This window comes from Ignavigranum ruoffiae (assembly GCF_023195815.2).
Taxonomy (GTDB): Bacteria; Bacillota; Bacilli; order Lactobacillales; family Aerococcaceae; genus Ignavigranum; species Ignavigranum ruoffiae.
The window spans coordinates 426,798-449,579 of the sequence record NZ_CP096206.2; the positions used below are offsets into that span (position 1 = coordinate 426,798).

The 22,782-nt window shown below is 42.3% G+C and carries 19 protein-coding genes and 1 pseudogene; 18 read left to right on the top strand and 2 right to left on the bottom strand.

The window, feature by feature from the left end; all coding sequences use genetic code 11:
* The first annotated feature begins 11 nt into the window (after positions 1–11).
* From M0R79_RS02075 to M0R79_RS02160, 18 genes and pseudogenes are all read left to right on the top strand, one after another.
* Positions 12–923, top strand: a complete 912-nt coding sequence (locus tag M0R79_RS02075) for a PTS system mannose/fructose/sorbose family transporter subunit IID (RefSeq protein WP_092572242.1) — start codon at positions 12–14, stop codon at positions 921–923.
* Positions 924–1,174: 251 nt separating this feature from the next.
* Positions 1,175–1,543: a DUF956 family protein gene (locus M0R79_RS02080; protein WP_092572244.1), complete on the top strand. Its 369-nt coding sequence runs from the start codon at positions 1,175–1,177 to the stop codon at positions 1,541–1,543.
* A gap of 2 nt (positions 1,544–1,545) precedes the next feature.
* Entirely contained in the window at positions 1,546–2,511 is a 966-nt protein-coding gene (gene manA, locus M0R79_RS02085; protein WP_248416619.1) for a mannose-6-phosphate isomerase, class I, read from the top strand.
* A 336-nt stretch (positions 2,512–2,847) separates the two neighbouring features.
* On the top strand, positions 2,848–3,927 hold the full coding sequence (locus M0R79_RS02090; protein WP_248416618.1) for a DUF871 domain-containing protein: 1,080 nt from the start codon (positions 2,848–2,850) through the stop codon (positions 3,925–3,927).
* Positions 3,917–4,819: an N-acetylmuramic acid 6-phosphate etherase gene (murQ, locus tag M0R79_RS02095; RefSeq protein ID WP_248416617.1), complete on the top strand. Its 903-nt coding sequence runs from the start codon at positions 3,917–3,919 to the stop codon at positions 4,817–4,819. The genes M0R79_RS02090 and murQ overlap by 11 nt, the downstream gene beginning before the upstream one ends.
* Positions 4,819–6,312, top strand: a complete 1,494-nt coding sequence (locus tag M0R79_RS02100) for a PTS transporter subunit EIIC (protein ID WP_092572252.1) — start codon at positions 4,819–4,821, stop codon at positions 6,310–6,312. The genes murQ and M0R79_RS02100 overlap by 1 nt, the downstream gene beginning before the upstream one ends.
* Before the next feature lie 248 nt (positions 6,313–6,560).
* Positions 6,561–7,418 carry a MurR/RpiR family transcriptional regulator gene (locus tag M0R79_RS02105; protein ID WP_092572254.1) on the top strand — a complete coding sequence of 286 codons (858 nt, stop codon included), beginning with the start codon at positions 6,561–6,563 and terminating at the stop codon, positions 7,416–7,418.
* A 135-nt stretch (positions 7,419–7,553) separates the two neighbouring features.
* Entirely contained in the window at positions 7,554–8,327 is a 774-nt protein-coding gene (locus tag M0R79_RS02110; protein ID WP_092572256.1) for a CPBP family intramembrane glutamic endopeptidase, read from the top strand.
* Between the two features lie 135 nt (positions 8,328–8,462).
* Positions 8,463–9,233 (top strand): Fe-S cluster assembly ATPase SufC, encoded by a 771-nt coding sequence (sufC, locus tag M0R79_RS02115; protein WP_092572258.1) that lies wholly within the window; start codon positions 8,463–8,465, stop codon positions 9,231–9,233.
* Between the two features lie 8 nt (positions 9,234–9,241).
* The gene (gene sufD / locus M0R79_RS02120; protein ID WP_259560867.1) at positions 9,242–10,522 is read left to right on the top strand and encodes a Fe-S cluster assembly protein SufD; all 1,281 of its coding nucleotides are present in this window, start codon (positions 9,242–9,244) and stop codon (positions 10,520–10,522) included.
* Positions 10,519–11,742: a SufS family cysteine desulfurase gene (locus M0R79_RS02125; protein WP_248416615.1), complete on the top strand. Its 1,224-nt coding sequence runs from the start codon at positions 10,519–10,521 to the stop codon at positions 11,740–11,742. Before sufD ends, M0R79_RS02125 begins: the two co-directional genes overlap by 4 nt.
* Positions 11,733–12,200 (top strand): Fe-S cluster assembly sulfur transfer protein SufU, encoded by a 468-nt coding sequence (gene sufU, locus M0R79_RS02130; RefSeq protein ID WP_092572264.1) that lies wholly within the window; start codon positions 11,733–11,735, stop codon positions 12,198–12,200. Before M0R79_RS02125 ends, sufU begins: the two co-directional genes overlap by 10 nt.
* The gene (gene sufB, locus M0R79_RS02135) at positions 12,197–13,591 is read left to right on the top strand and encodes a Fe-S cluster assembly protein SufB (RefSeq protein WP_092572266.1); all 1,395 of its coding nucleotides are present in this window, start codon (positions 12,197–12,199) and stop codon (positions 13,589–13,591) included. The genes sufU and sufB overlap by 4 nt, the downstream gene beginning before the upstream one ends.
* Positions 13,592–13,768: 177 nt before the next feature.
* On the top strand, positions 13,769–14,212 hold the full coding sequence (locus tag M0R79_RS02140) for a GNAT family N-acetyltransferase (RefSeq protein ID WP_248416614.1): 444 nt from the start codon (positions 13,769–13,771) through the stop codon (positions 14,210–14,212).
* Positions 14,213–14,294: 82 nt separating this feature from the next.
* The gene (locus M0R79_RS02145; protein ID WP_092572270.1) at positions 14,295–15,425 is read left to right on the top strand and encodes a transglutaminase domain-containing protein; all 1,131 of its coding nucleotides are present in this window, start codon (positions 14,295–14,297) and stop codon (positions 15,423–15,425) included.
* 89 nt (positions 15,426–15,514) lie between these two features.
* Positions 15,515–16,030: pseudogene (locus tag M0R79_RS02150) on the top strand (DUF2179 domain-containing protein); the annotation flags it as partial.
* 531 nt (positions 16,031–16,561) lie between these two features.
* The gene (locus M0R79_RS02155) at positions 16,562–17,680 is read left to right on the top strand and encodes a PepSY domain-containing protein (RefSeq protein WP_248416613.1); all 1,119 of its coding nucleotides are present in this window, start codon (positions 16,562–16,564) and stop codon (positions 17,678–17,680) included.
* A gap of 167 nt (positions 17,681–17,847) precedes the next feature.
* Positions 17,848–19,005, top strand: a complete 1,158-nt coding sequence (locus M0R79_RS02160) for a tetratricopeptide repeat protein (protein ID WP_092572276.1) — start codon at positions 17,848–17,850, stop codon at positions 19,003–19,005.
* Positions 19,006–19,182: 177 nt separating this feature from the next.
* Here the strand turns inward: M0R79_RS02160 and M0R79_RS02165 are convergent, their stop codons facing one another.
* Positions 19,183–20,979 carry an ABC transporter ATP-binding protein gene (locus M0R79_RS02165; RefSeq protein WP_248416612.1) on the bottom strand — a complete coding sequence of 599 codons (1,797 nt, stop codon included), beginning with the start codon at positions 20,977–20,979 and terminating at the stop codon, positions 19,183–19,185.
* Positions 20,976–22,706: an ABC transporter ATP-binding protein gene (locus tag M0R79_RS02170; protein ID WP_248416611.1), complete on the bottom strand. Its 1,731-nt coding sequence runs from the start codon at positions 22,704–22,706 to the stop codon at positions 20,976–20,978. Before M0R79_RS02170 ends, M0R79_RS02165 begins: the two co-directional genes overlap by 4 nt.
* Between the last annotated feature and the right edge of the window lie 76 nt (positions 22,707–22,782).

The window sequence follows — 22,782 nt, forward strand, 5'->3', positions numbered from 1 at the left end:
GGGGTAGCGATATGACTGAAAAGATAAGCTTAACTAAATCTGAACGACGTAAAGTAATGTGGCGTTCTCAGCTTCTTCAAGGTTCTTGGAACTATGAACGGATGCAAAATGGGGGCTGGGTCTATTCATTAATTCCTGCTCTGAAGAAATTATATCCAGGACAAGAAGAATCCAAAGCGGCCTTACAACGTCACTTGGAATTCTTTAACACTCACCCTTATGTGGCGGCACCCATTCTTGGGGTCACTTTAGCCTTAGAAGAAGAACGAGCCAATGGCGCACCAATCGATGATGCAGCGATTCAAGGGGTGAAGGTCGGCATGATGGGACCACTTGCCGGGATTGGTGACCCAGTCTTCTGGTTCACGGTTCGACCAATTTTAGGAGCGATTGCAGCTTCATTGGCTACCGGGGGTTCTATTATTGCACCGCTCTTCTTCTTTATCGCTTGGAACTTAATCCGGATTTCATTCCTCTGGTATACCCAAGAATTAGGATACCGTCAAGGTTCTGAGATTACTTCTGACTTATCAGGTGGTTTATTACAAACGATTACCAAAGGGGCTTCCATTCTTGGGATGTTCGTTATGGGAATCCTCGTGCAACGCTGGACCTCAATTAACTTCCCTATGGTTATTTCTCGAGTTAAATTAGCCGAAGGGGCTTATGTTAAATTCCCTGAAGGCAGCGTCAATGGACCCGAATTGCAACGCATTCTGGGTGAACTCGCTTCAGGTGTGTCACTAACACCAGAGAAAGTGACGACTTTACAAGATAACTTGAATCAATTGATTCCAGGTTTTGCGGCCCTGGTACTTACCTTCGTATGTATGTGGCTATTAAAACGTAAAGTCAACCCAATCTTAATTATCTTTGGTTTATTTGCCTTAGGTATCGTGGGCCACGCAGTAGGTATTTTCTAAGATTTATAACTTGTGCATCATTGGCTAATATTTAATATGAGTGATTCAATTACAATTCATGATCAATGATGAATAGCCTTCTACATCCGACTCAAAGCGAAGCAGGATTCAATCAAGTGGACGCCTAGCCACTGAGTGAATTTCTTTATTCGACCTGGGTCGGATTTTTTTTGGACGTTTTTTGGCCAGACACGGCTGAAAATTGGTCTAAATTCTGATACTATTATAAGCAGAATGAGGAGGTGGCGATCTTGGCGGAGTCATTGAACACACGGGTTGATTTTCACACTCGGGCCAATTCGATGAATGGCGGAATTGGTAGCAAACATGGGGATATCCTGATTGGTGACCGTGCTTTTGAATTCTATAATTACCGGAATCCAGAAGATTTTATCCAAATTCCTTGGACTGAGATTGAACGCGTGCGGGCCCAAGTTTATTTCAAAGACAAGTTTATTCGCGGTTTCTTTATTGATACTTATCAAAATGGCAGTTTTAATTTTATTGTCAAGGAAGCTGGCAAAAGCCTAAAAGCCATGTCCGCTTATCTGGCACCCGAACAACTTGTCAAACATAAGCCAGTCCTGTCCTTGAAGAATTTATGGAAGAAGGAGCAGTAAAGATGGATATCATATTTTTAAAAGCATATTTACGTGAGAAAATCTGGGGCGGCCAACAACTGACTGAGGTCTTTAACTTAGATTTACCTAGTGATCATGTGGGTGAAGCTTGGGTGATTTCAGGTCACCCTCATGGGGTCTCAACAATCACGAATGGATCAGTAGCAGGGATGGACTTAGATCAGTTCTATCATCAGCAACCGGAATTCTTTGGTGGTCAGGTGGAAGCAGTCTTTCCTTTGTTAATTAAAATCTTAGATGCTCATCAAGACCTTTCCGTTCAAGTTCATCCTGATGATGATTATGCACGGCAAATGGAAGGCCCTCATGAATTAGGAAAGACGGAATGTTGGTATATTATTGAAGCCGAACCGGGAGCCGAATTAATTTTAGGTCATCATGCTCAAAGTGCGGAAGAATTTAAAGCTATGGTAGAAGCAGGACAATGGGATCAGCTTTTACGTCGCATCCCGGTCAAAGCTGGCGATTTCTTCTATGTCCCCCATGGAACGATTCATGCGATTGGTAAGGGAACCTTAATTCTTGAAACCCAGCAATCATCGGATACGACCTATCGTGTCTATGATTATGATCGCAAAGACCAAGATGGTCAATTACGGGAATTGCATCTCGATTCAGCCATTGCAGTAACCCAGTTTCCTCACCAGGATATGCCTTTAAATATTAAGAAAGAAAATCTGCCAGGCGGTCAGATTATTCAATACTTAGCTAATGAATACTTCTCAGTAACTAAGTGGCACGTGAAGGGTTCTTTGACTGTTCCAGTGGCGGGTAATTATCAATTGATTACTGTCATCCAAGGTCAAGGTGAGATTAGCGTTGCTGGTCAAACTTACCCACTTCGAGCTGGTATGGCCTTTGCCTTAGCCTATGATGTGCCAGAAGTTACTTTACAAGGGCAAATGGAATTAATAGTTTCTACCCCTGGTAAAAAGGCTCAATCTTGACCAATTTTCCTGGTCTTCTTGCTCAATACATTCAAAGTCGACCAGCAAGAATACCATTTCAAATAGTATTGAAGAATACGAATCCGACCCATTCTAAACTATCAGCTTAGCCCTAGCATGTTGAACAAGCTTAGGGTTCAAAGCCTCGGATAGTCTAGAGTTAGATGCAAAGAGTCTCAACTTTTAGGAACTTTTTGCGATGTCGGGTTCGTATTTTTATCGTTTGTTTTGAAATAAAATTTCATGAATAACAAAATATATGGAAAATATTGAAATATTATTTCAAACTGTTATAATAAGAATTAAGATAACGTTTTCATGGGAAGGGGTGGATGGATGCTTGGTTGTTCAGTTTATTTGAATCGGAATCAACAAGATTATAATCTGCAATATCTAGCCAAGCTTGCTAAATTAGGTTTCCAGGGGGTTTTTACTTCCCTTCATATTCCTGAAGAAGATGCGAGTCAATATCTTGATTTACTCCAAAAAATTGGCCAGCAGTGTCAGCGATATCACTTAAGTTTGGCTGTGGATGTCTCCGGACAAGCTTTAGAAAAATTAGGCCTAAATATTCTGGATGTTGCTCAGTTAAAGCGTTTAGGAATTTCCTGTCTCCGGCCAGACTATGGCATTGATGAAGTGACGATAGCTCAGCTATCTCAACAGATGGAAGTAGCTCTTAATGCTTCAACCTTAACGGAACAAAATTTGATTAGTCTGAAAGAGGCGGGGGCAAACTTTCAGCAGATGGAGGCCTGGCATAATTACTATCCTCGTCCTGAAACAGGTCTATCAACCGAGTATTTCCGGCAGAAGAATGACTTTCTTAAAGCAGCCGGTCTAAAGGTCATGGCCTTTGTCCCTGGTAATTTAAATCATCGGGGACCACTCCACCAAGGATTGCCAACATTAGAAAGTCACCGTCCGCTCAATCCTTTCGCTGCCTTTCTAGAATTAGTCCAAGGTTACTATTTGGATAAGATATACGTGGCTGATCCAGGCTTGACTGATTTTAGTCTGAGCCAATTTCAACATTATTTCAAAGATCAGACCATTCTATTACGGGGGCAAAAACTTGGCAGTGATGCCAATATGGACTGGCCAGGTCGTCAGCATAATCGGCAAGATCCGGGGGCATATGCAATACGAAGTCAAGAAGCTCGTCATTTTTATCAAGGGATTGAGATTGAACCGCAACATACCATTGATCGACCCCGGGGCGCTGTGACGGTCGATAACCGTCGTTATCAGCGTTATCAGGGAGAAGTGCAGATCGTTCGTCGAGACTTGCCCGCAGATGCGAAAGTCAATGTTCTGGGTTATATTCATCCGGATGATTGTGCGGTCTTAGATTGGATTGAGCCGGGACAAGCTTTTGAAATTCAATGGATTGGAGGAGAATGCTATGAATCTTGAACATTTAGCCACTGAATCACGGAATCAAGCCACACTAAATTTGGATCAGATGACCAGTCTACAGATTATTCAGCAGATGAATCGAGAGGATGCCAAAGTGGCGCAGGCGATAGCCGGGCAGTTAGGAAAGATTGCCCAATTGATTGATGCAGTCATTAATAGTTTTAAGCAAGGGGGGCGATTAATTTATTTTGGTGCGGGTACGAGTGGACGTTTGGGGGTTTTAGATGCTGCTGAATGTGTACCAACCTTTGGTGTATCCGCAGACATGGTTATTGGTTTAATCGCTGGAGGTCAGCAAGCCATGACCAAAGCCGTGGAAGGTGCAGAAGATTCTCAAGAGTTAGGAAGGGCAGATTTACAAGCAATTGAATTGAGTGAGAAGGATACCGTCGTTGGCATTGCTGCTAGTGGCCGAACACCCTATGTCATTGGCGGGTTGAAGTATGCTTCGGAAGTGGGAGCCTATCGGGGTTCCTTAGCCTGCAACCCTGATGCTGAAATTAGTCAGTATAGTCAGACGGCCATCGAAGTCCAAGTGGGACCCGAAGTCTTGACTGGTTCAACTCGGCTTAAGGCAGGAACGGCACAGAAGTTAGTCTTGAATATGATCTCTACTACTTCGATGATTGGCATTGGTAAGGCCTATCAGAATTTAATGATTGATGTTCAACCGACCAATCAGAAATTGGTTGAACGGGCCAAACGGATTATTATGCAAGCAACTGAAGTTGATTATCAAACGGCGAGCCACTATTTACAGGCAGCCGACCAACATGTGAAGACCGCAATTATTATGGTATTAACCGATTCTAGTAAAGAAGAAGCCCAAGCAAAGTTAAAGCAAGCAAATGGTTTCGTCAGAAAAGCCATTGATAAGGAGGAAAAATAATGTCTAAAGAAAAGATGATGGCGGATCAAATCGCCGAACGCATTGGTGGCTTGACCAATACCAGCAAGGTCTACAATTGTATGACCCGTGTTCGAATTGACCTCAATGATCCTAGTCAGGTAGATGTAGAGGCTTTAAAAGCGATTGATGGAGTTCTAGGTGTGGTTGAAGATGGCAATAACTTACAGATTATTGTCGGTCCAGGTGCCTCTACGAAAGTAGCGACTGCCCTCAATGATTTACGAGGAGTGAGTCATACTGAACAGATTCAAGAGAATTTAGATCCAGAATTAACCCAAAGCAACGATGTTAGTCAAAGAGCTGCTAGCAATAAGGCTGATTTCAAGGCTAAGCAGAAAGACAATGGTTTTAAACGCTTTACTCGGATTATTGCCAGCATCTTCGTTCCATTAATTCCAGCCTTTGTCGGTGCCGGGATTATTGGCGGGATTGCTTCGATTATTCAAAACTTAATTACTTCCGGAAATATCAGTGCCGAAAATTGGGGCCAAATATTGTTGGTCTTAAAGATTATTCAATCTGGTTTGTTTGCTTATCTTAATATTTATGTGGGGATTAACGCAGCCAAAGTCTTCGGGGCTACTGAAGGACTCGGAGGGGTTGTCGCTGGGGTTATTTACTTAACGGGTATGGCTCCTGAAGCTCCACTGATGAATATTTTCTCTGGCCAACCTCTATCACCGGGTCAAGGAGGGATTATTGGGGTCATCTTTGCGGTCTACCTCCTCTCAATTGTTGAGAAATGGTTACGCAAAGTAATTCCGAATTCCTTAGACATTATTGTGACTCCTACCATTGCCTTATTGATTACCGGTTTAATTACCATCTTCCTGATTATGCCTTTAGCGGGTGTGATTTCAACCAGTTTAGTTGGAACGGTCAATAAAGTCTTAGAAGTTGGTGGAGCTGTTGCCGGATTTATCCTCGGAGCAACCTTCTTACCATTAGTTATGTTTGGCTTACATCAAATCTTAACGCCAGTTCATATTGAAATGATTAGTTCTACGGGGGCGACCAACCTCTTGCCAATTCTAGCCATGGCTGGAGCGGGTCAAGTCGGAGCAGCCATTGCCCTATGGATCAAAGCACGTAAAAATCAACAATTAGCTTCTATGATTAAAGGGGCCTTGCCCGTGGGTATTCTAGGAATTGGTGAACCGCTGATTTATGCAGTTACGCTGCCTTTAGGTCGGCCATTTATTACCGCCTGTTTAGGTGGCGGGGTCGGTGGAGCCGTCATCGGTGCCCTTGGAAATATCGGCGCTACTGCCATTGGTCCAAGTGGGGTCGCTTTGATTCCATTGATTGCTAATGGTCGTTGGTTAGGTTATGTCTTTGGCTTATTAGCCGCTTATGCAGGTGGATTTGTCTTAACTTATCTATTTGGTGTCCCACATGAAGCAACCCTAGCTACTGAACTTCATGGTAGCTCAAGTAATCTGGATGTGAATGAGATGTTAAATAATTTATAGGAAGACCATTATCATTCTGGTGATGAGCCATATTTATTGAGTTGATGATGGTATCTATCGATCAATAACCTATCCCAAATCTTAAGGAAAGCGAAGCTTCGTGTGTCATCAATGCTTGCTAAGAATTTGACGCAATCAGGCGCCGAGCTAAGCAAGTGAGACTCACATGATTGAAAACACCTTTCCTAATGATAAGATTTGGGATAGTCTTATTTTAAGATGTTAGAATATAGGTGAAGAGGTGTAAGATGGCTAATTTATTATTATATATTCGGGATCACCGGCATCAATTTACCTCAGCTGAGCAGAAAGTCGCGGATTATATTCTCCATTACCCTCAACAGGTCCTTCAAATGAGTTCAAAAGATTTGGGCCAGGCTTGTGGAGCTAGCTCTTCGGCAGTCGTACGCTTAGCAAAGTCTCTGCATTGTGCTGGTTTTACCGATTTAAAGTTACAATTATCCAACCAATTGGGTAAAGAAGATGCTTTAGAATTGACGGATATTAATCCTGGCGAAAGTATTGCTGACATTAAACATAAATTAACGCTCAATTTAGCTCATTTCTTAAGTCAGAGCGAGTCTTTAATTAATGAAGAAGAGATTCAAGACTTAGTAAGCAAAATACAGTCAGCTTCGATCATCTTTGTCTATGGCGTAGGGGCGTCACATATTGTGGGCAAGGATATTCAACAGAAATTTACCCGGCTAGGCAAACATGTGGTCTGTTCGATGGATCAACATGAGATGGTAGCGATGATGTCTTTACAGCAAGGTGCTAGTATTTTAATCGGTGTGTCTGCCTCTGGAACTACCCTAGAAGTTTGTCATTTAATGCGTTTAGCTAAGGAATTAGGTTTTATTACCGTGTCAATTACTGAAGATAGCCTCAATCCGCTGGCAGAATTGGCTGACTTTAAGCTGAAGACGGTCAAGACGGACCAGGTTCTTCTAAGAAGTGGCTCAACCTTGTCGCTGATTAATCATTTATACTTAGTGGGGCTAATTTATTACAGTTATTTAACATTAAATTATGAAGACAATATTGATTTATTAATGACTACCAAAGAAGGAACCGACCAATTAAAAGAAATTTATCGCCAATGATGAAGCTTTGAGGACCCGAGGTTCTCTTTAAGTAAAAGTCATGCTACAATAAGATAAAATTTTTCTGAATATTGAGGTGGTAATGTGCTCTCCCCAAGGAAATTTAGTTATTACAACAAAGCCTATCTCATTTTGATGATCTTACTCTGGGCCCTATCTTATGATATCTTTTATGATTTAGTCTATTTATTGGCGCCGGGCCAAGTGCTTGAGCAAATGGAATATGCCTTGCTAGATAGTTTGGTTTGCTTAGCTCTCTTACTAATTTATGGCTTTTACTATGACAAGATGCCTTGGAGAGAAAAGACCGAGCCGATTAATTTTACTTACCAGCATCTTTGGCAGATTCCCATCTTAGGCTTGGCCATAGGTGGTCTGGCTTCTCTTTGGTTTAGCCTGGTTGATTGGCTTTTAACTTCAGGTTATCAATTTCCCCAAACTTTAGAGGAGTTCGATCAATCCTGGGATTTTACTGTCCAAGATTCTTATCTCTGGGTCTTCTTATCGGTGATAATCCTAGGACCCGTGGTGGAAGAATTATTATTCCGAGGCATTATCTATGATTATCTACAAGCCTTTAAGCGACCTTATCTATCGATTTTAGTGTCGGCACTGCTTTTTGCCTTGTGGCATCGCCAACCTGTTCAGATTGGCTATACTTTTTTCGCGGGGATCGTGTTTGCCACAGCCCGCTACTATAGTGGTGACTTATTATATCCGATGATCATTCATGTGTTAAATAATTTGTTATCGACCTTGCCAGATGATTGGTATGATGTTGTCGGACCTATGATTAACAATCTGAGTTACTTGGCTATTGTGCCAGCCATTTATATTCTTTGGACTTGGTATCAAGCAGCGAGCTACCATAGTAATCCATCGACGATGTTAAATCATTCGATAAAATAAATAGATGTTGTCCACTCGACCTTTGGGTCTGGTGGATTTTTTGTTGTGGAACCGTTTAGGGCGTTGGCCTGTGCGTTGAATGACTAGATTGAAAGTGTTAAGATTAGAACAAATTGGATCAAGGGGGTGGATATCATGTCAGTCTTAGAAATCAAGGATTTGCATGTATCTATAGAAGATAAAGAAATATTAAAAGGGGTTAACCTTACTATTCAAAGTGGTGAAATACATGCCATTATGGGGCCCAATGGGACGGGGAAATCGACCTTAGCCGCTGCTTTAATGGGCAACCCGGCTTATCAGATTACTCAAGGAAGTGTGTATTTAGATGGGGAGGACTTACTAGCCATGGAGGTCGATGAACGAGCGCGTGCGGGTCTCTTCCTAGCCGTTCAATATCCTTCTGAAATCTCAGGCGTAAGTAATTCTAACTTCCTCCATACCGCTATGAATGCTCGTCTGCCAGAGGGCGAAAACATCGATATCATGGAATTTATTCAAGAATTAGATCAAAACATGAACCTGTTAAACATGCCTGAATCGATGGCCGACCGATTTGTCAATGAAGGCTTCTCTGGGGGCGAGAAGAAACGCAATGAAATCTTACAAATGATGATGCTAAAACCTAAGATTGCTTTGTTGGATGAAATTGATTCAGGCTTGGATATTGACGCCTTACAATATGTAGCTAAAGGGGTTAATGCAATGCGGGGTTCAGATTTTGCGGCCTTGATGATTACCCACTATCAACGACTTTTGAATTATATTGTGCCTGATTATGTACACATTATGATGGACGGACGCATTGTCCAGTCAGGAGATGCAGAATTGGCTAAACGATTAGAAGCCGAAGGTTATCATGGTCTGGCCCAATCCTTGGGTATTAATCTCGATGAGAAAGCGTAGGTGACAGCATGACCACAGAGGAATATCACTTTATGAATTATCAATATCGGTCTTTGCCTGATTGGTTTTACCAAGCTTATCAAATGACAAATTCTTGGCTGAACCTTGACAGCAAATTCCTCCAACAAATTCCTTATCAAGATTGGTTTAATTATCAACCGATTGATCAAGAAAGACCAGAGACTACCTTGACTTACGCTCCAGAAGCAGCGATTGTTGAGGAGCGTTTTGCTGCTCAAATGGTTCAGACCGCTCAAGGAAGCCTATTGGAAAGCATGAATCAAGTGGCCCACGACCAAGGTTTAATCGTTATGGATCTCTTCGAAGCCTTAGAAAAATATCCGGATTTAGTTCAACCATACCTCTTTTCTTTGATTGATCCTCAAGAGGATAAAGTCGCAGCCTATAATCTCAATCAGTTGGACGGAGGTATCTTTGTCTACGTACCTGATTACCAAGTGATTGACCAACCGATTGAATTAACTTGGTTACAAGACAACCAAGCGGATTTCCCTTTCAATCAAAGGCTATTAGTGATATTGGGACAGGAAAGTCAGTTGACCCTGATTGAACGCACTGAAAGCATCGGCCAAGAAAATAATTCGGCCACCATCATGGCTGAATTGATTGTCGGTCAAGGTGCCCAGCTAGACTACGTGATCTTTGACCGTTTAGGTAAAGAAAGCTCGAATTATATCCGTCGTTACTTAAAGACCGACCGCGATGCAAGGATTCAAGTCAACGCTGCTGCCATGAATGATGGCGATTCGGTCTTAGACTTACAAGCTGAATTAAAGGGGACGGGGAGTCAATGTCAACTCGCCAGTATTACGGTCGGTGACGGTCAGCAAAGACAAGGGATTAATGCCAAGATTATTAATCAAGCTCCCCATACCATCGGTAATATTATCCAACATGGGGTGGCTTTAGAGGCCTCGACGGTAACTTTTAATGGGATTGGTCATATTATTAAAGCGGCCAAACAAGCCGACTCCCAACAAGAAAGTCGGATAATGATGCTATCAGACCAAGCTAAAGGTGATGCTAATCCGATATTGTTGATTGACGAATATGAAGTTCAAGCCGGCCATGCCGCTAGTATCGGGCGCGTGGATGCTGAACAACTTTACTATTTAATGAGTCGAGGGTTGAACCGTCGACAAGCAGAATATTTAGTGATTCGCGGTTTTCTTGGTCAAGTCTTTGCCAATATTGAAGATACAGATTTAAGGAAGCAATTACTAGAAAGTTTAGACCATAAATTATCAAGTTATCAGGTGATGTCATGAAGCTAAATCAAGTGCGCAAAGATTTTCCGATTCTGGACCAGCATGTGAATCAAGTCCCCTTGATTTATTTCGATAATGCCGCCACAACTCAGAAACCGCAGTCCGTTATCCAAGCCGTGGTAGACTATTATCAAAGGGATAATGCCAACATTCATCGTGGTGTTCATACCCTGGCTCAACGAGCAACCGATTTATATGAACAAGGGCGACAAAAGGTGGCTGATTTTATCGGTGCTCAAGCGGAGGAAATTATCTTTAATCGAGGGACAACGGAAGGTTTAAATTTCTTAATTCGAAATTTAATCGAACCTGTTGTAAATTCGGGTGATCGGATATTAACCACCAAGCTAGAGCACCATTCAGCTTTGGTTCCACTTCAAGCCCTTTGTGAGCGGCGACAAGCTCAGATAGAATTTCTTCCTTTACAGACAGATAACTGGCAAGTTGATTTGAACGCCTTAAACAAACTAGACCCTCAAGGGATAAAAGCGATTGTGATTCAACAGATGTCCAATGTGCTCGGTGTCGTTCAACCAATTAAAGATCTTGCTGGCTGGGCCAAGCAATATGGAATTTTAGTTATCGTGGATGGGGCTCAAGCTGTACCTCATCTTCCAGTTAATGTTAAAGATTTGGCTGTGGATGGCTATTGTTGGGGCGCCCATAAGATGTATGGCCCTACTGGTATTGGGGCTTGTTATCTGGCTAAAGAACATCACGAAACTACGCCACCTTTATTCTATGGGGGCGAGATGATCCATCATGTGGGCGATTATCATTCTGATTTCAAAGAGAGTCCTTGGAAGTATGAAGCCGGGACCATGCCGATTGCTCAAGTTGTCGGCTTTGCGGCCGCCATCGATTATATCAACCAAGTGTCTTATCCTGCTATTCAACAAAGCCAAGCCAACCTGGGGCAGACTCTTTATCAAGGAATGCGTGCCATTGATGGCATCGAACTCTACCAAAATGCTGAACAAGCTCAACAAGGCATTGTCTCTTTTAACCTTCAAGGCATCCATCCCCATGACGTGGCCACCGCTTATGATTTAGAGGGAATTGCTGTTCGTGCAGGTCATCATTGTTGTCAACCCTTGATGCGAGAATTAAATTGTCAAGCGACCGTCCGAGCCAGTCTGGGCCTATACAATACACCAGCAGAGGTTGACCGTTTCTTAGCGGTCACAGAGAAAGTGAGGGATTTCTTCGCATGGGCTTAGAACATTTATCGAGTCTCTATCAAACAGTCATTATGGATCACTATCAACATCCGCGAAATCAAGGTAAGTTGGACCAGCCTACCCATCACATGGAGCTCTTAAATCCAACTTGTGGCGATGCGATTGTGGTTGAATGTCGGGTAGAAGATTCAGTCATTCAAGAGGTTGCCTTTTCCGGCTATGGTTGTGCGATTTCGATGGCTTCCGCTTCAATGATGACCCAAGCCATGAAAGGCCTGACTATTAATCAGGCTAAGGACTTGGTCGAAGCATTCAATGCCTTAATCGGTGGTCAAAGCCAAAGTCAGTTGGATGAAGAACAGGTTAAGAATCAGCTCAAAGAAGCGGTCTTATTAGAGAATATTAAACAATTTCCAGCCCGTTATAAGTGTGCGGTATTGGCCTGGCGGGCCTTGGAGAAAGGCTTAAATCATGAAGAAAGTGGGGAAGCAATATGAGTGAAGTTCCAATTGTTGGTGACTATAAATATGGCTTCAAAGATAATGCTGAAATTATCTTCTCAACGGGAAAAGGCTTGAATGAAGCAGTCATCCGTACTATTTCCCAAGAAAAGCAAGAACCCCAGTGGATGTTAGACTATCGTTTACAAGCTTATCGCCAGTTTCGTGCTGCTGAGTTGCCAACTTGGGGAGTGGATCTGGCTGATCTAGATTTTGATGATTTTATTTATTATCAACGGGCGACCGACAAGCCGGCGAGAAGCTGGGATGAAGTACCGGATGAGATTAAGGAAACCTTTGAGAAAATAGGAATTCCTGAAGCCGAAAGGGCTTATTTGGCCGGAGCATCAGTTCAATATGAATCTCAAGCTGTTTATAATCATGTCAAAGATGAATTTGAACGCTTAGGGATTATATTTACCGATACGGATACCGCCTTAAAGGAATACCCAGACCTCTTCCGTGAGCATTTTGCCACGGTCGTCGAGAGTGATAACTCTTTCCAAACCGCCTTGAATGCTTCTGTCTGGTCGGGTGGCACCTTTATTTATGTGCCCAAAGGGGTCAAGACGGATATTCCTTTACAGACTTATTTCCGAATGAATAATGCAGCCTCTGGCCAATTCGAACGCACCTTGATTATTGTCGATGAAGGGGCGAGCATCCATTATATTGAAGGGTGTACCGCGCCAACCTATTCGGCTGCCAACTTACATGCAGCTGTGGTGGAGATTGTGGTCAAGAAAGATGCGTATTGTCGCTATTCGACGATTCAGAACTGGTCTGATAATGTCTATAATTTAGTAACCAAACGTGGGAAAGTTGAAGAAGGTGGCACCTTAGAATGGGTCGATGGCAATATCGGTGCCTATAAAACGATGAAATACCCATCCTGTGTCTTGGCGGGGCCTCATGCTAAAGGCAGTGTCTTATCGATTGCCTTTGCTGGCAAGGACCAACATCAACATACGGGGGCACAGATGATTCACCTGGCTCCCCACACTTCATCGACAATTATTTCCAAGTCGATTGCTAAAGATGGGGGGCAAGTCGATTATATGGGCCGAACCTACTTCAGTCCTGAAGCCAAACATGCCAAGTCCCATATTGAATGTGATACGATTATTATGGATGAATTGTCCAAATCAGATACCATTCCTTTTAATAAGATTGAAAACTCTGAAGTCGTCTTGGAACATGAGGCGAAGGTCTCTCGGATTTCCCAAGAACAATTATTCTATTTAATGAGTCGCGGATTGACCGAAGCCCAGGCGACGGAAATGATCATCATGGGCTTTGTCCAACCATTCGCTAAAGAAATGCCGATGGAATATGCCGTAGAATTAAATCGCCTAATAGCTTATGAAATGGAAGGCAGCGTGGGCTAAAACTTAAATATGCTAGGAATGGCTAATCAGCTGTTCCTAGCTTTCTTATGTCTGAGATTATTTTCATTAGACGAAATGTTTAAATTGGGCTGCTTATTGCTAGCTTGACGAGCCTATGCTACACTTGCCTCAATCTTGAAATTCTCCGGAGTGAGCTAAATATGGGAGGGAAATAAAATGGAGTTTAAGCTGAATCAAATAGACGAGTTTACCGCTAAAGAGTGGCTTCATTTAACTATTGAACGGATAAAAGTATTTGTGGTTGAACAGCATTGTCCCTATCAAGAAATCGATGACGAAGATAGCCAAGCCTATCATCTGCGCCTGATAGATGGTCAACAGTTGGTTGCCTATACGCGCATTTTGGCCGATAAAGAGCCGATTCGCTTTGGCCGTGTTTTAGTAACCGCACCTTATCGGGGCCATGGATATGGCCAAGCGATTGTACAGGAGACGATTGATACAATTGCCAGATTATTTCTCGAACAAGCCACTATTGAAATTTCAGCCCAGCAATATTTAATTGATTTTTATCAATCTTTTGGCTTTAAACCCATTTCCCAAGTTTACTTAGAAGATGATATCCCCCATCTTGATATGCGGTTAGATCTGCTCGATTAGAAGGTATTCTATAGTAATAAGGAATTTCCTTGAATATTTGGGCGGATTCGATTAAATTATAAGCAGAAAAGGGGGGCGACCAATGAAGAAACTATTCCTAGCGATGCTCATTTGTTGTGGTTTATTCATGGTGAATCAGGAAATACATTTAGATAGCATCATTGCCTCCTTTACCGCCCAAGCCGTAGAGACCCAAGCCACTGTTGTAGTGGGCCAAGATCAGGCAATAGACTTTGAGACAATTGAGTTCGACCAAGCGATTGAAGCTGAACAACTTTTGACCGATTTATCCGAAATTTCGACGGCTCAATTAGGTCGATCTACCCAAAAATTAACTTATCTAGATCAATCAGGTCAAAGGCAGACGTTAAATTTAGCTGTTTGGGTCCTTCAGCCGATTAATTTAGAAGACCTTTATGGTCTTGAAAATCAGATTAATGATTATATGGCCAGCTTTGAAGATCAGCCATTAATTCTAAACTTCGAAGGCTGGTTAGATCAAGAAAGATTAAACCAATTGGTGAACCAGCAAATGAAAGCAGGCACTTATTTGTCTGCTATCACTTTTCGCATTGATCATCAGCTGAATTATACATACTATCCAGATGGCCGGGTCGATGTTACCCTGGAGATTGATAAGTATAACCATCATAATTGGCAGGAAGAGCAAGCAGTCAATCAATATGTTCAAGATGTCATCGACCAATTGTCACTCAGCCGTGATCAATTTACTGATGAGGAAATGGTTCGTCAGGTTCACGATTATATTATTCATCATGCAGCGTATGCGACACCGAATGATTCCGAGTATTTAGTGGGCGGATCAAGTTCAGCCGATGTCGATACGATTGCCGGGATTTCAATTCATTCACCTTACGCCATTATTCAAGAAGGACGTGGGGTGTGCCAAGCCTATGCGGCCCTGTTTCAGAAATTCTGTGATTATTTAGAAATTCCTTGTGTCTTTGTGTTGGGTCAGCGGGATAATGATGGCTTGGAAACCCATGCTTGGAATAAAGTGATGATTGACGGTCAATGGTACAATATTGATCTGACTTGGGATGATCCGATTATTGGTCAAGAAAGCAATGACTTAATTTCTGGCGGTGAGCGCGATCAATATTATTTAAAGAGTGATGCGACTTTTCAAGTAGACCATCAGTTTGAGACCGGACTAGAGTTTCCATCACCGGCTGATTACGAACAATATTAAAATAAATATATATCTGTGAAGAAACTGGCTTGTAGTTTATCTTGATTGTGTTAAGATACATTTTGCTTAGCAAAGAAAGGGGCGGTCATTTGGACTGGATTATATTATTACAAATTTTTACCATTAACTTAGTATACATTGTTATTAATACCCTCCGTTTACTCCTAACGATGAAGGGTTACCGTCGCATTGCGCCCTTGATTTCGATTGCTGAGGTAGTTGTTTATACCACCGGCTTATCGCTAGTAATGCAATATATTTCGCAACCGATTTACTTAATGGTCTATGCTTTAGGTTTTGGGGTCGGTATTTATATCGGCATCTTGTTGGAAGACCGTCTGGCCCTGGGGTATTCAGTGATTCAAGTCTTTACCAGTAAGACCGATGTCCATTTACCGCAACAATTGCGTGCCTTGGGTTATGGGGTTACCGAGCAACCCGGTTATGGTCGAGATGGCGAACGTACTGTGCTAACAATCTTGACGCCACGTAAGAATGAGACCACTCTATCGAAGACGATTGATGAATTAAGTGAGAAAGCTTTTTATATTTCTTATAGTGCTAAATACGTTAATGGTGGTTTTTGGACCAAGCGTATTAATAAGACTCAGATTGAAGAATCAGAAACCCTTATTAGAGATCATGAATTAGAGAAGACGGTGGAGGAGGAACTTGCCTTACATTCAGATGAGTTCCAGACCCAACGGGCAGATCATGATCAAGTTGAACCGACTGTTGATAATTCAGAGAAATAAAGTTATTCCTTGAACAAATAAAAAATTACGAATCTGGCAACTAGCAAGCGACCGGCCTACAAAGCTTTGGCTTTTCCGACCTAGCTCCCTAACTACTGTCTGGGTGTTTAGTCTCCTAAGCAGTGGTTAGGGTGTTTTTTTTTATGAACCTATTTTTAATTTTTCGATCTTTTCATCGGTACAAGAACTTGTTTCCAGCCAGATAATAAAATTTTCTTTTGTTTCTCTGCTTAAATTTCTAGTTTTATCCAATTTTAACCGCTGTTCTGCCTCGTTTTTTTGGCTTAATAACAGGCTTTCTCCTGGGGGTCAATGCATATTGCTCGCAATCGCTGACTATTCCTAGTAAGATATACCTATACTCAGAAAGGAGAAATTCAAATGAAAAAATCATTAAAGAAATTTGCCTTAATTAGTATGTCGACCTTAACTTTAGCTGGGGTAGCTCCTGTCAGCTCAATCTTCGCTCAAGATGCAAGCAGTGAAGAAACCAGTGAAGTAGCTGAATCTGAAGAAGTTTCAGAAGGTGAAATGAGTGAAGAAAGCGAAAAAGAAGCAAGTGCTTTACAGAAAGCTTTAGAAGAAGCCGTTGCAAGCTTTCAAGAGAAGTATCCGGACGTTCAATTAACCGGTGCTAAAATTAAACCGTTAGAAGAAAAAGAAGAGATGGAAGAAGCTGAAACTGACTCCGCAGAAAGTGAAGCCAGTGAAGATACTTCTGCTGAAGAGGAATCAGAAGCTGAATCTGCATCGGAAGGTTCTGAAGAAAGCTCAGCTGAAGAATCCGCTGATGCTGAAATGATGGAAGAAGAGAAAGCCTTCGAAATCTCATTAGAAGGTGAAGATGCTTCAGGAGAAGTCAAAGCTGCCTATGATAGTAGTACAGGGGAAGAACTTCCAGAAGAAGAAACAGATCTGATGGGTGAAGCAGAATCAATGGTGGATGAAGCTTCAGAAGCTGGCGATGCCGCAGTTGAAGAAGCGGGTTCAATGGCTGATTCTGTATTAGAAGGAGAAGACTCTGAAGCTGAATCTGAAACTGCTGAAGGCGAAAGTTCAGAAGAAGCTCCTAATTATATTGATTTTGCTAGCCTTAAACCTTTAGATGAAATTACCAAGGCAGCCGAAGAAAAAGCTGGATTCGGTAAAGCTTTAGAATATGAATTGACTTTCGATGAAAATGACCCTGCCTTAGTGGTATGGATTGTCAAAGTCGTTGAAAATGAAGAAACACCTGAAGAAGGTAAACAAGCCGAAGTGACCATCGATGCCGTAAGTGGTGAAGTTATCAAAGCTGAAGGTGACTTAGCCGAAGAAGGTAGCGCACCCGCAGGAGAAGCTGCTGACGAAGAAAAACCGGCTGAAGACGCTACCGAAGGAGAAAGCGCAGAGGAAGAATCTTCTGAAGAAGGCTCTGAAGGTGAAGAATCTGAAAGTGAGTCTGGCGAAGAAAGTGAATCTGAAGCTGAATCTGTTGAAGAAACCACAGTTAGTGAATAACCATCGGTGTAAATAATATAGACTTATCCTCCAAGATCAAAGCCAATTAAATATTTATTACATAAATTCAGAGTCCACAGATAAGATTTGTGGGCTCTTTTTGCTTTGATAGTTTATCATCGGCTGATGAAATGGTATGATAGAGCTAATTAAGGAGGGAGTGTCCCATGGATTCAGGAAATTTTTTCATTAAATTTCAGGAATTTCTGAAAGAGAATGGCAAGGACTTTGAGGATATCGATGAGGCTTTGAATGCCTTTGTTAGCCAATTAGAGGATTTTGGGGAAATCAGCGAAGAACAAAAAAGACAAATAGATTCGCTGGAATTACTTGAAAAAGCGATCTTAGAAAATAATAGGAAAAAACGGGGAAAGTATTTCAAGCAAGCCTTAGAACTCTGGCCGGACAATATTGATGCTAAAGTCCATTTACTTGAGTTCGCCAACCCTTTTGAATATGTGAAAGGACTGGAAGAGATTTGGCAAATCGAGACGGCCAAAGAACTTTATCTACGTCCAGATCCTGAATATGATTTATATCGTGGGGTGTTCTGGAGTTTCGCTCGTCATTATGGTTTTACTCTTTTTACCTACGGAATGTTGGCTGAAGCCCAAGAAATTTATGAATATATTTATCAAATCATGGGGATTAATATTCCGGATGCTGTATACGAACTCTTAACGATTTATAGTTTGAGACAGCTTTGGGGTCCGGCGATGGAACTCTATTCAAACATCGGTCCGCTTCAGGAAATTGATTTAGCCATTGTTCCCCTCTTGATTTTAGCCATTCTTTCACGTAAGCATGGTGAAGCCCAAATTTTAAATTCACGGTTAGAGAAAGTCTCCACGAACTTGGATAATTTTATTGAAGCTGAGACAGGTTTATTCGATGAAGACCTTGTTTTGATGATGGTCAATGAATATGAAAACTCTGGACAGCCCAATTCCATGCACAGTGTCGGCTTTGCCTTGTTCCCATTTATGAACTATTTAAATAGTATGGAATATGTGAGTGATTGGTTAGCGAATGATCGAATCAACAAATTCTTTAATCCGGATGCTAAAGTAATCCCAGTGACCTTCAACCGGGAGCCAAAAATCAAGAAAAAACCTCAATCAAAATCCCAGCATGACAATGCCTTATATTCTCCAATTTTTGAAGGCTTGCAAGTACGCCAGGTAAATATCTTGATGGACCATGGTTTTAAAGAAGCCGCAGACTTTGCTAAAGTTCCTGCAGATGATATTGCGACAATCCCTAATATTGGCCCCAAGACTATGTGGACCTTAAGACAAAATGGTGTTAAATTCTTAGATGATTAAGGTCAAATAGCAACATGAAAAAGCGTAGAGGCTAGATATTACTTTGAAGATATCTAACCTTTACGCTTATTTTTTCGCGCTTATTTGGACAAAACAGAATGATTATCCATTTTAGCAACAATAGGGGGCAATTTGTTAAGGAACCCAGTCAATTTAATAGCTCATATGTCAGTCAATTTAATAGCTCATATGGATATCCGCAGGGGTATCCTGGTTGAACTGACTTTGGTAGAGTTCAGCATAGAAGCCACCCTTAGCCAGTAACTCTTCATGAGTGCCGTGTTCAGTAATATTCCCCTCCTGCATGACTAAGATTAAGTCGGCATTCCGAATCGTAGAAAGGCGATGGGCAATCACGAAGGAGGTCCGTCCTTCCATGACCTTATCCATGGCTTCTTGAATCAGCTGTTCCAGCCGGGTATCGACCGAAGACGTGGCTTCATCGAGAATCAAGATATCCGGATCAGCAATTACTGCTCGAGCAATGGTCATTAATTGCTTTTGCCCGAGTGAAATATTGTTGGCTTCTTCATTGATTTCCATATCATAGCCATTCGGTAAGGTCTTGATAAAGTGACTCACATTGGCAATATCGGCCGCTTCTTTAATCTCATAATCTTCGGCCGCTAAATTACCGAAACGAATATTTTCTTTGACGGTATCGGTGTAGAGCCAGGCGTCTTGTAGAACCATGCCGAAGTGCCGGCGTAAGTTTTGCCGACTGACCAGTTTGGTATCAACGCCATCAATCCGAATCGATCCACCATCAATATCGTAGAATCGCATCAACAAGTTAATCAGGGTGGTCTTACCCGCTCCAGTCGGGCCGACCACAGCGACCATTTCCCCTGGATTGACCTTAAAGGAAATATCTTTCATTAAAGGTTTGGCCGGGTCATAGCCAAAGCGCACATGGTCGAAAATAACTTCGCCACGAACTTGTTTAGGTAGTTCTTGGCGAATCTTAGCTTGACTTTCTTCGGGTTCATCTAAGAAGTCGAAGACCCGGTGGCTGGCAGCGACGGCACTTTGTAGGATGCTAGATAATTGGGTAATCATCTGAATCGGTTGATTAATCTGCCATACATATTGGACGAAGGCTTGCAAGTTTCCGACGGATAAACTGCCGGCCAAGACTTGAAAGGCGCCGACCAAGGCGACAATAATATAAGAAAAGTTAGAAATCAAGTTTAAAGACGGGAACATTAAGGCAGAAAGGAAACTCGCCTTAAAGCCATGGTCACGGAGCGAAGCATTGCGCCGAATAAATTCTTCAATTGATTCCTCTTGCTTGCCGTAAACTTTAATCTCAGTAAAGCCACTCAATTGTTCTTGGGTGAAACCAAAGAGATGGCCCAAGGCATTAGCTTGTTTCTCAAAGGCGGGTTGGGAAATTTTCAGTAAATATTTGGCTGCCCAATAGGTCACTGGAATTGACAGAATTAAGATCAAAGCTAATTTCCAGTGCAGGAATAGCATCATAATAATAGCAAAGCTAATGGCTAAGACGGCATTGACTAATTGAATGAAACTTTGTTGCAAGGCGTTAGAAATCGCATCGACATCATTGGTCATCCGCGATAAGATGTCGCCAATCTGTTGTGAGTCGAAGAAGGCAACAGGCAGGCGATGGACTTTCTTAGAAATATCATTACGTAAGTCATAAATCGCACCTTGAACCACGTTAGTCAACCAGTATTGACCTAAGTATTGAGAACAATGGAAGAACATCCCGCGAACAAAATACAGGACACAGACCCATCCAATGTAATCATAGTTGATGCCAGCTCCCGGTAATTCTTTGGAGATGGCAATAGTATTGGCGGTTAGTTCAGTAATCGCTAGGCCCAGTACCACGGGTTCAACTGCTGAAGCAGCCGTCATCACTACAGTGGCCACCATGGCCCCAACGAATTGGAATTTGTAAGGCTTCATATATTGCCAGATACGCTTAAAGTTTGGATTCAGACTCATATTTCAAGTTCCTCCTTACTTAATTGAGATGAGGCAATTTCGTAATACAGGGGTGAGCTGGCTAAGAGTTCTTTATGGGTACCTTTGGCTGCAATTTCGCCTTTATCTAAGACAATAATTTGATCAGCATGCATAATCGTACCCACCCGTTGGGCGACGATAATCGTCGTTGCGTGTTGGGTTTCTTCTTTTAAGGCGGCCCGGACTTTGGCATCCGTCTTATAATCTAATGCTGAGAAGGAATCGTCAAAGATATAAATTTCTCGGTCTTTAATAATGGAACGAGCAATCGATAAGCGTTGCTTCTGCCCACCGGAAAGGTTGGTGCCCCCTTCAGCCAGCTCGGTTTGGAACTTGGTTTCTAACCGTTCAATAAATTCCCGAGCTTGAGAAATATCAGTGGCATGGGCCATTTCAAATTCATCGGCATCCGCTTTACCATAGCGCAAGTTATCGGCAATCTTCCCGGTAAAGAGGAGCGCCTTTTGTGGAGTAAAGCCAATTTTGCCCCGTAAGCTATCGAGCTTGTAGTCACGGACATCAACGCCATCTACTAGGATTTGTCCCTTAGTCACATCATAGAAGCGCGGGATCAACTTGACGATGGTCGATTTGCCCGATCCGGTTGAACCGATGAAGGCAGTTGTCTGGCCAGCTTGCGATTTAAAAGAGATATTGCGTAGAACGGGTTCATCAGCATCTGGATAGACGAAGTCAACATCAATAAATTCAAGGCTGCCGAATTCTTCCGTTTCAGTCACCGGGTCTTCAGGTTCTTGGACCGAAATCGGGGTTAAGCGAATTTCTTCCAGACGACTCGCTGAGACGGAGGCCCGCGGATACATCATAAAGATATTGGCAAAAATGGTTAAAGAGAAGAGCGCCATAAAGACATATTCAACGAAAGCGACCAAGTTTCCGACCAGCAAATTACCACTAGCCACGTAGTCAGCCCCAAACCAAATAATACAAATAATGGCAAAATTTAATAAGAATGAGAAGGTTGAAGGGGTAATCGCCATCAGTTTAAAGAGGCGTCCGGTCTTTTGCCGATAAGACTGATTAACTTTTTCTAATCGTTCATTTTGAAATTCTTCACGGTTAAAGGCACGAATGACCCGTAAACCGGTAATGGATTCGCGCATAATCCGGTTAATCGCATCGAGGGTTGTTTGTTGTTTTTCCGAGAGGGGCTTGGTTAGCCGGGTAATTAAGATGACGATCAACAGGATAAGGGGAGCCACCGGAAAGGTGGTTAAACCTAGATTTAAAGAGGTCTGGGTAATCATAATGATAGAGAAGATAATCATCAAGGGAGCCATGAGTCCTTGTTTGAGAATCATCTCAGTAAATTGAAGCAAGACAAAAGCATCGGTCGTAATCCGGGTGGTTAACGAAGGCACCCCAATCTCTTGGAATTCATGGTGAGATAGATTTTGAATCTTGCTGAAAGCTTCATTACGGATATTCATGGTCATGGTATTAACCAGCCGACTGGCCAAGTACATCTTATAAGATCGAGCCAAGAAGGAGATTAATGATACCAAGAGCATCCAGCCAGCATATTGCCATAAGAGGCCTTCATTGCGCGGAATGATCGCCTGGTCAATCATATAGGCCAGGAAGGTGGGTAAAGCGAGGATCGAAGCAGCGACAAAACAGGTACAAATAAAAATTAAAAAAATGTCGCCGGCAAAGACCTTCACATGCCGCCAAATAAAGTTCATATAGTTCCATCCTTTCTTCTAAAATAATGTCTTTCTGAATTCTATTATGCCTGTTTATTGATAAACACGCAAAGGA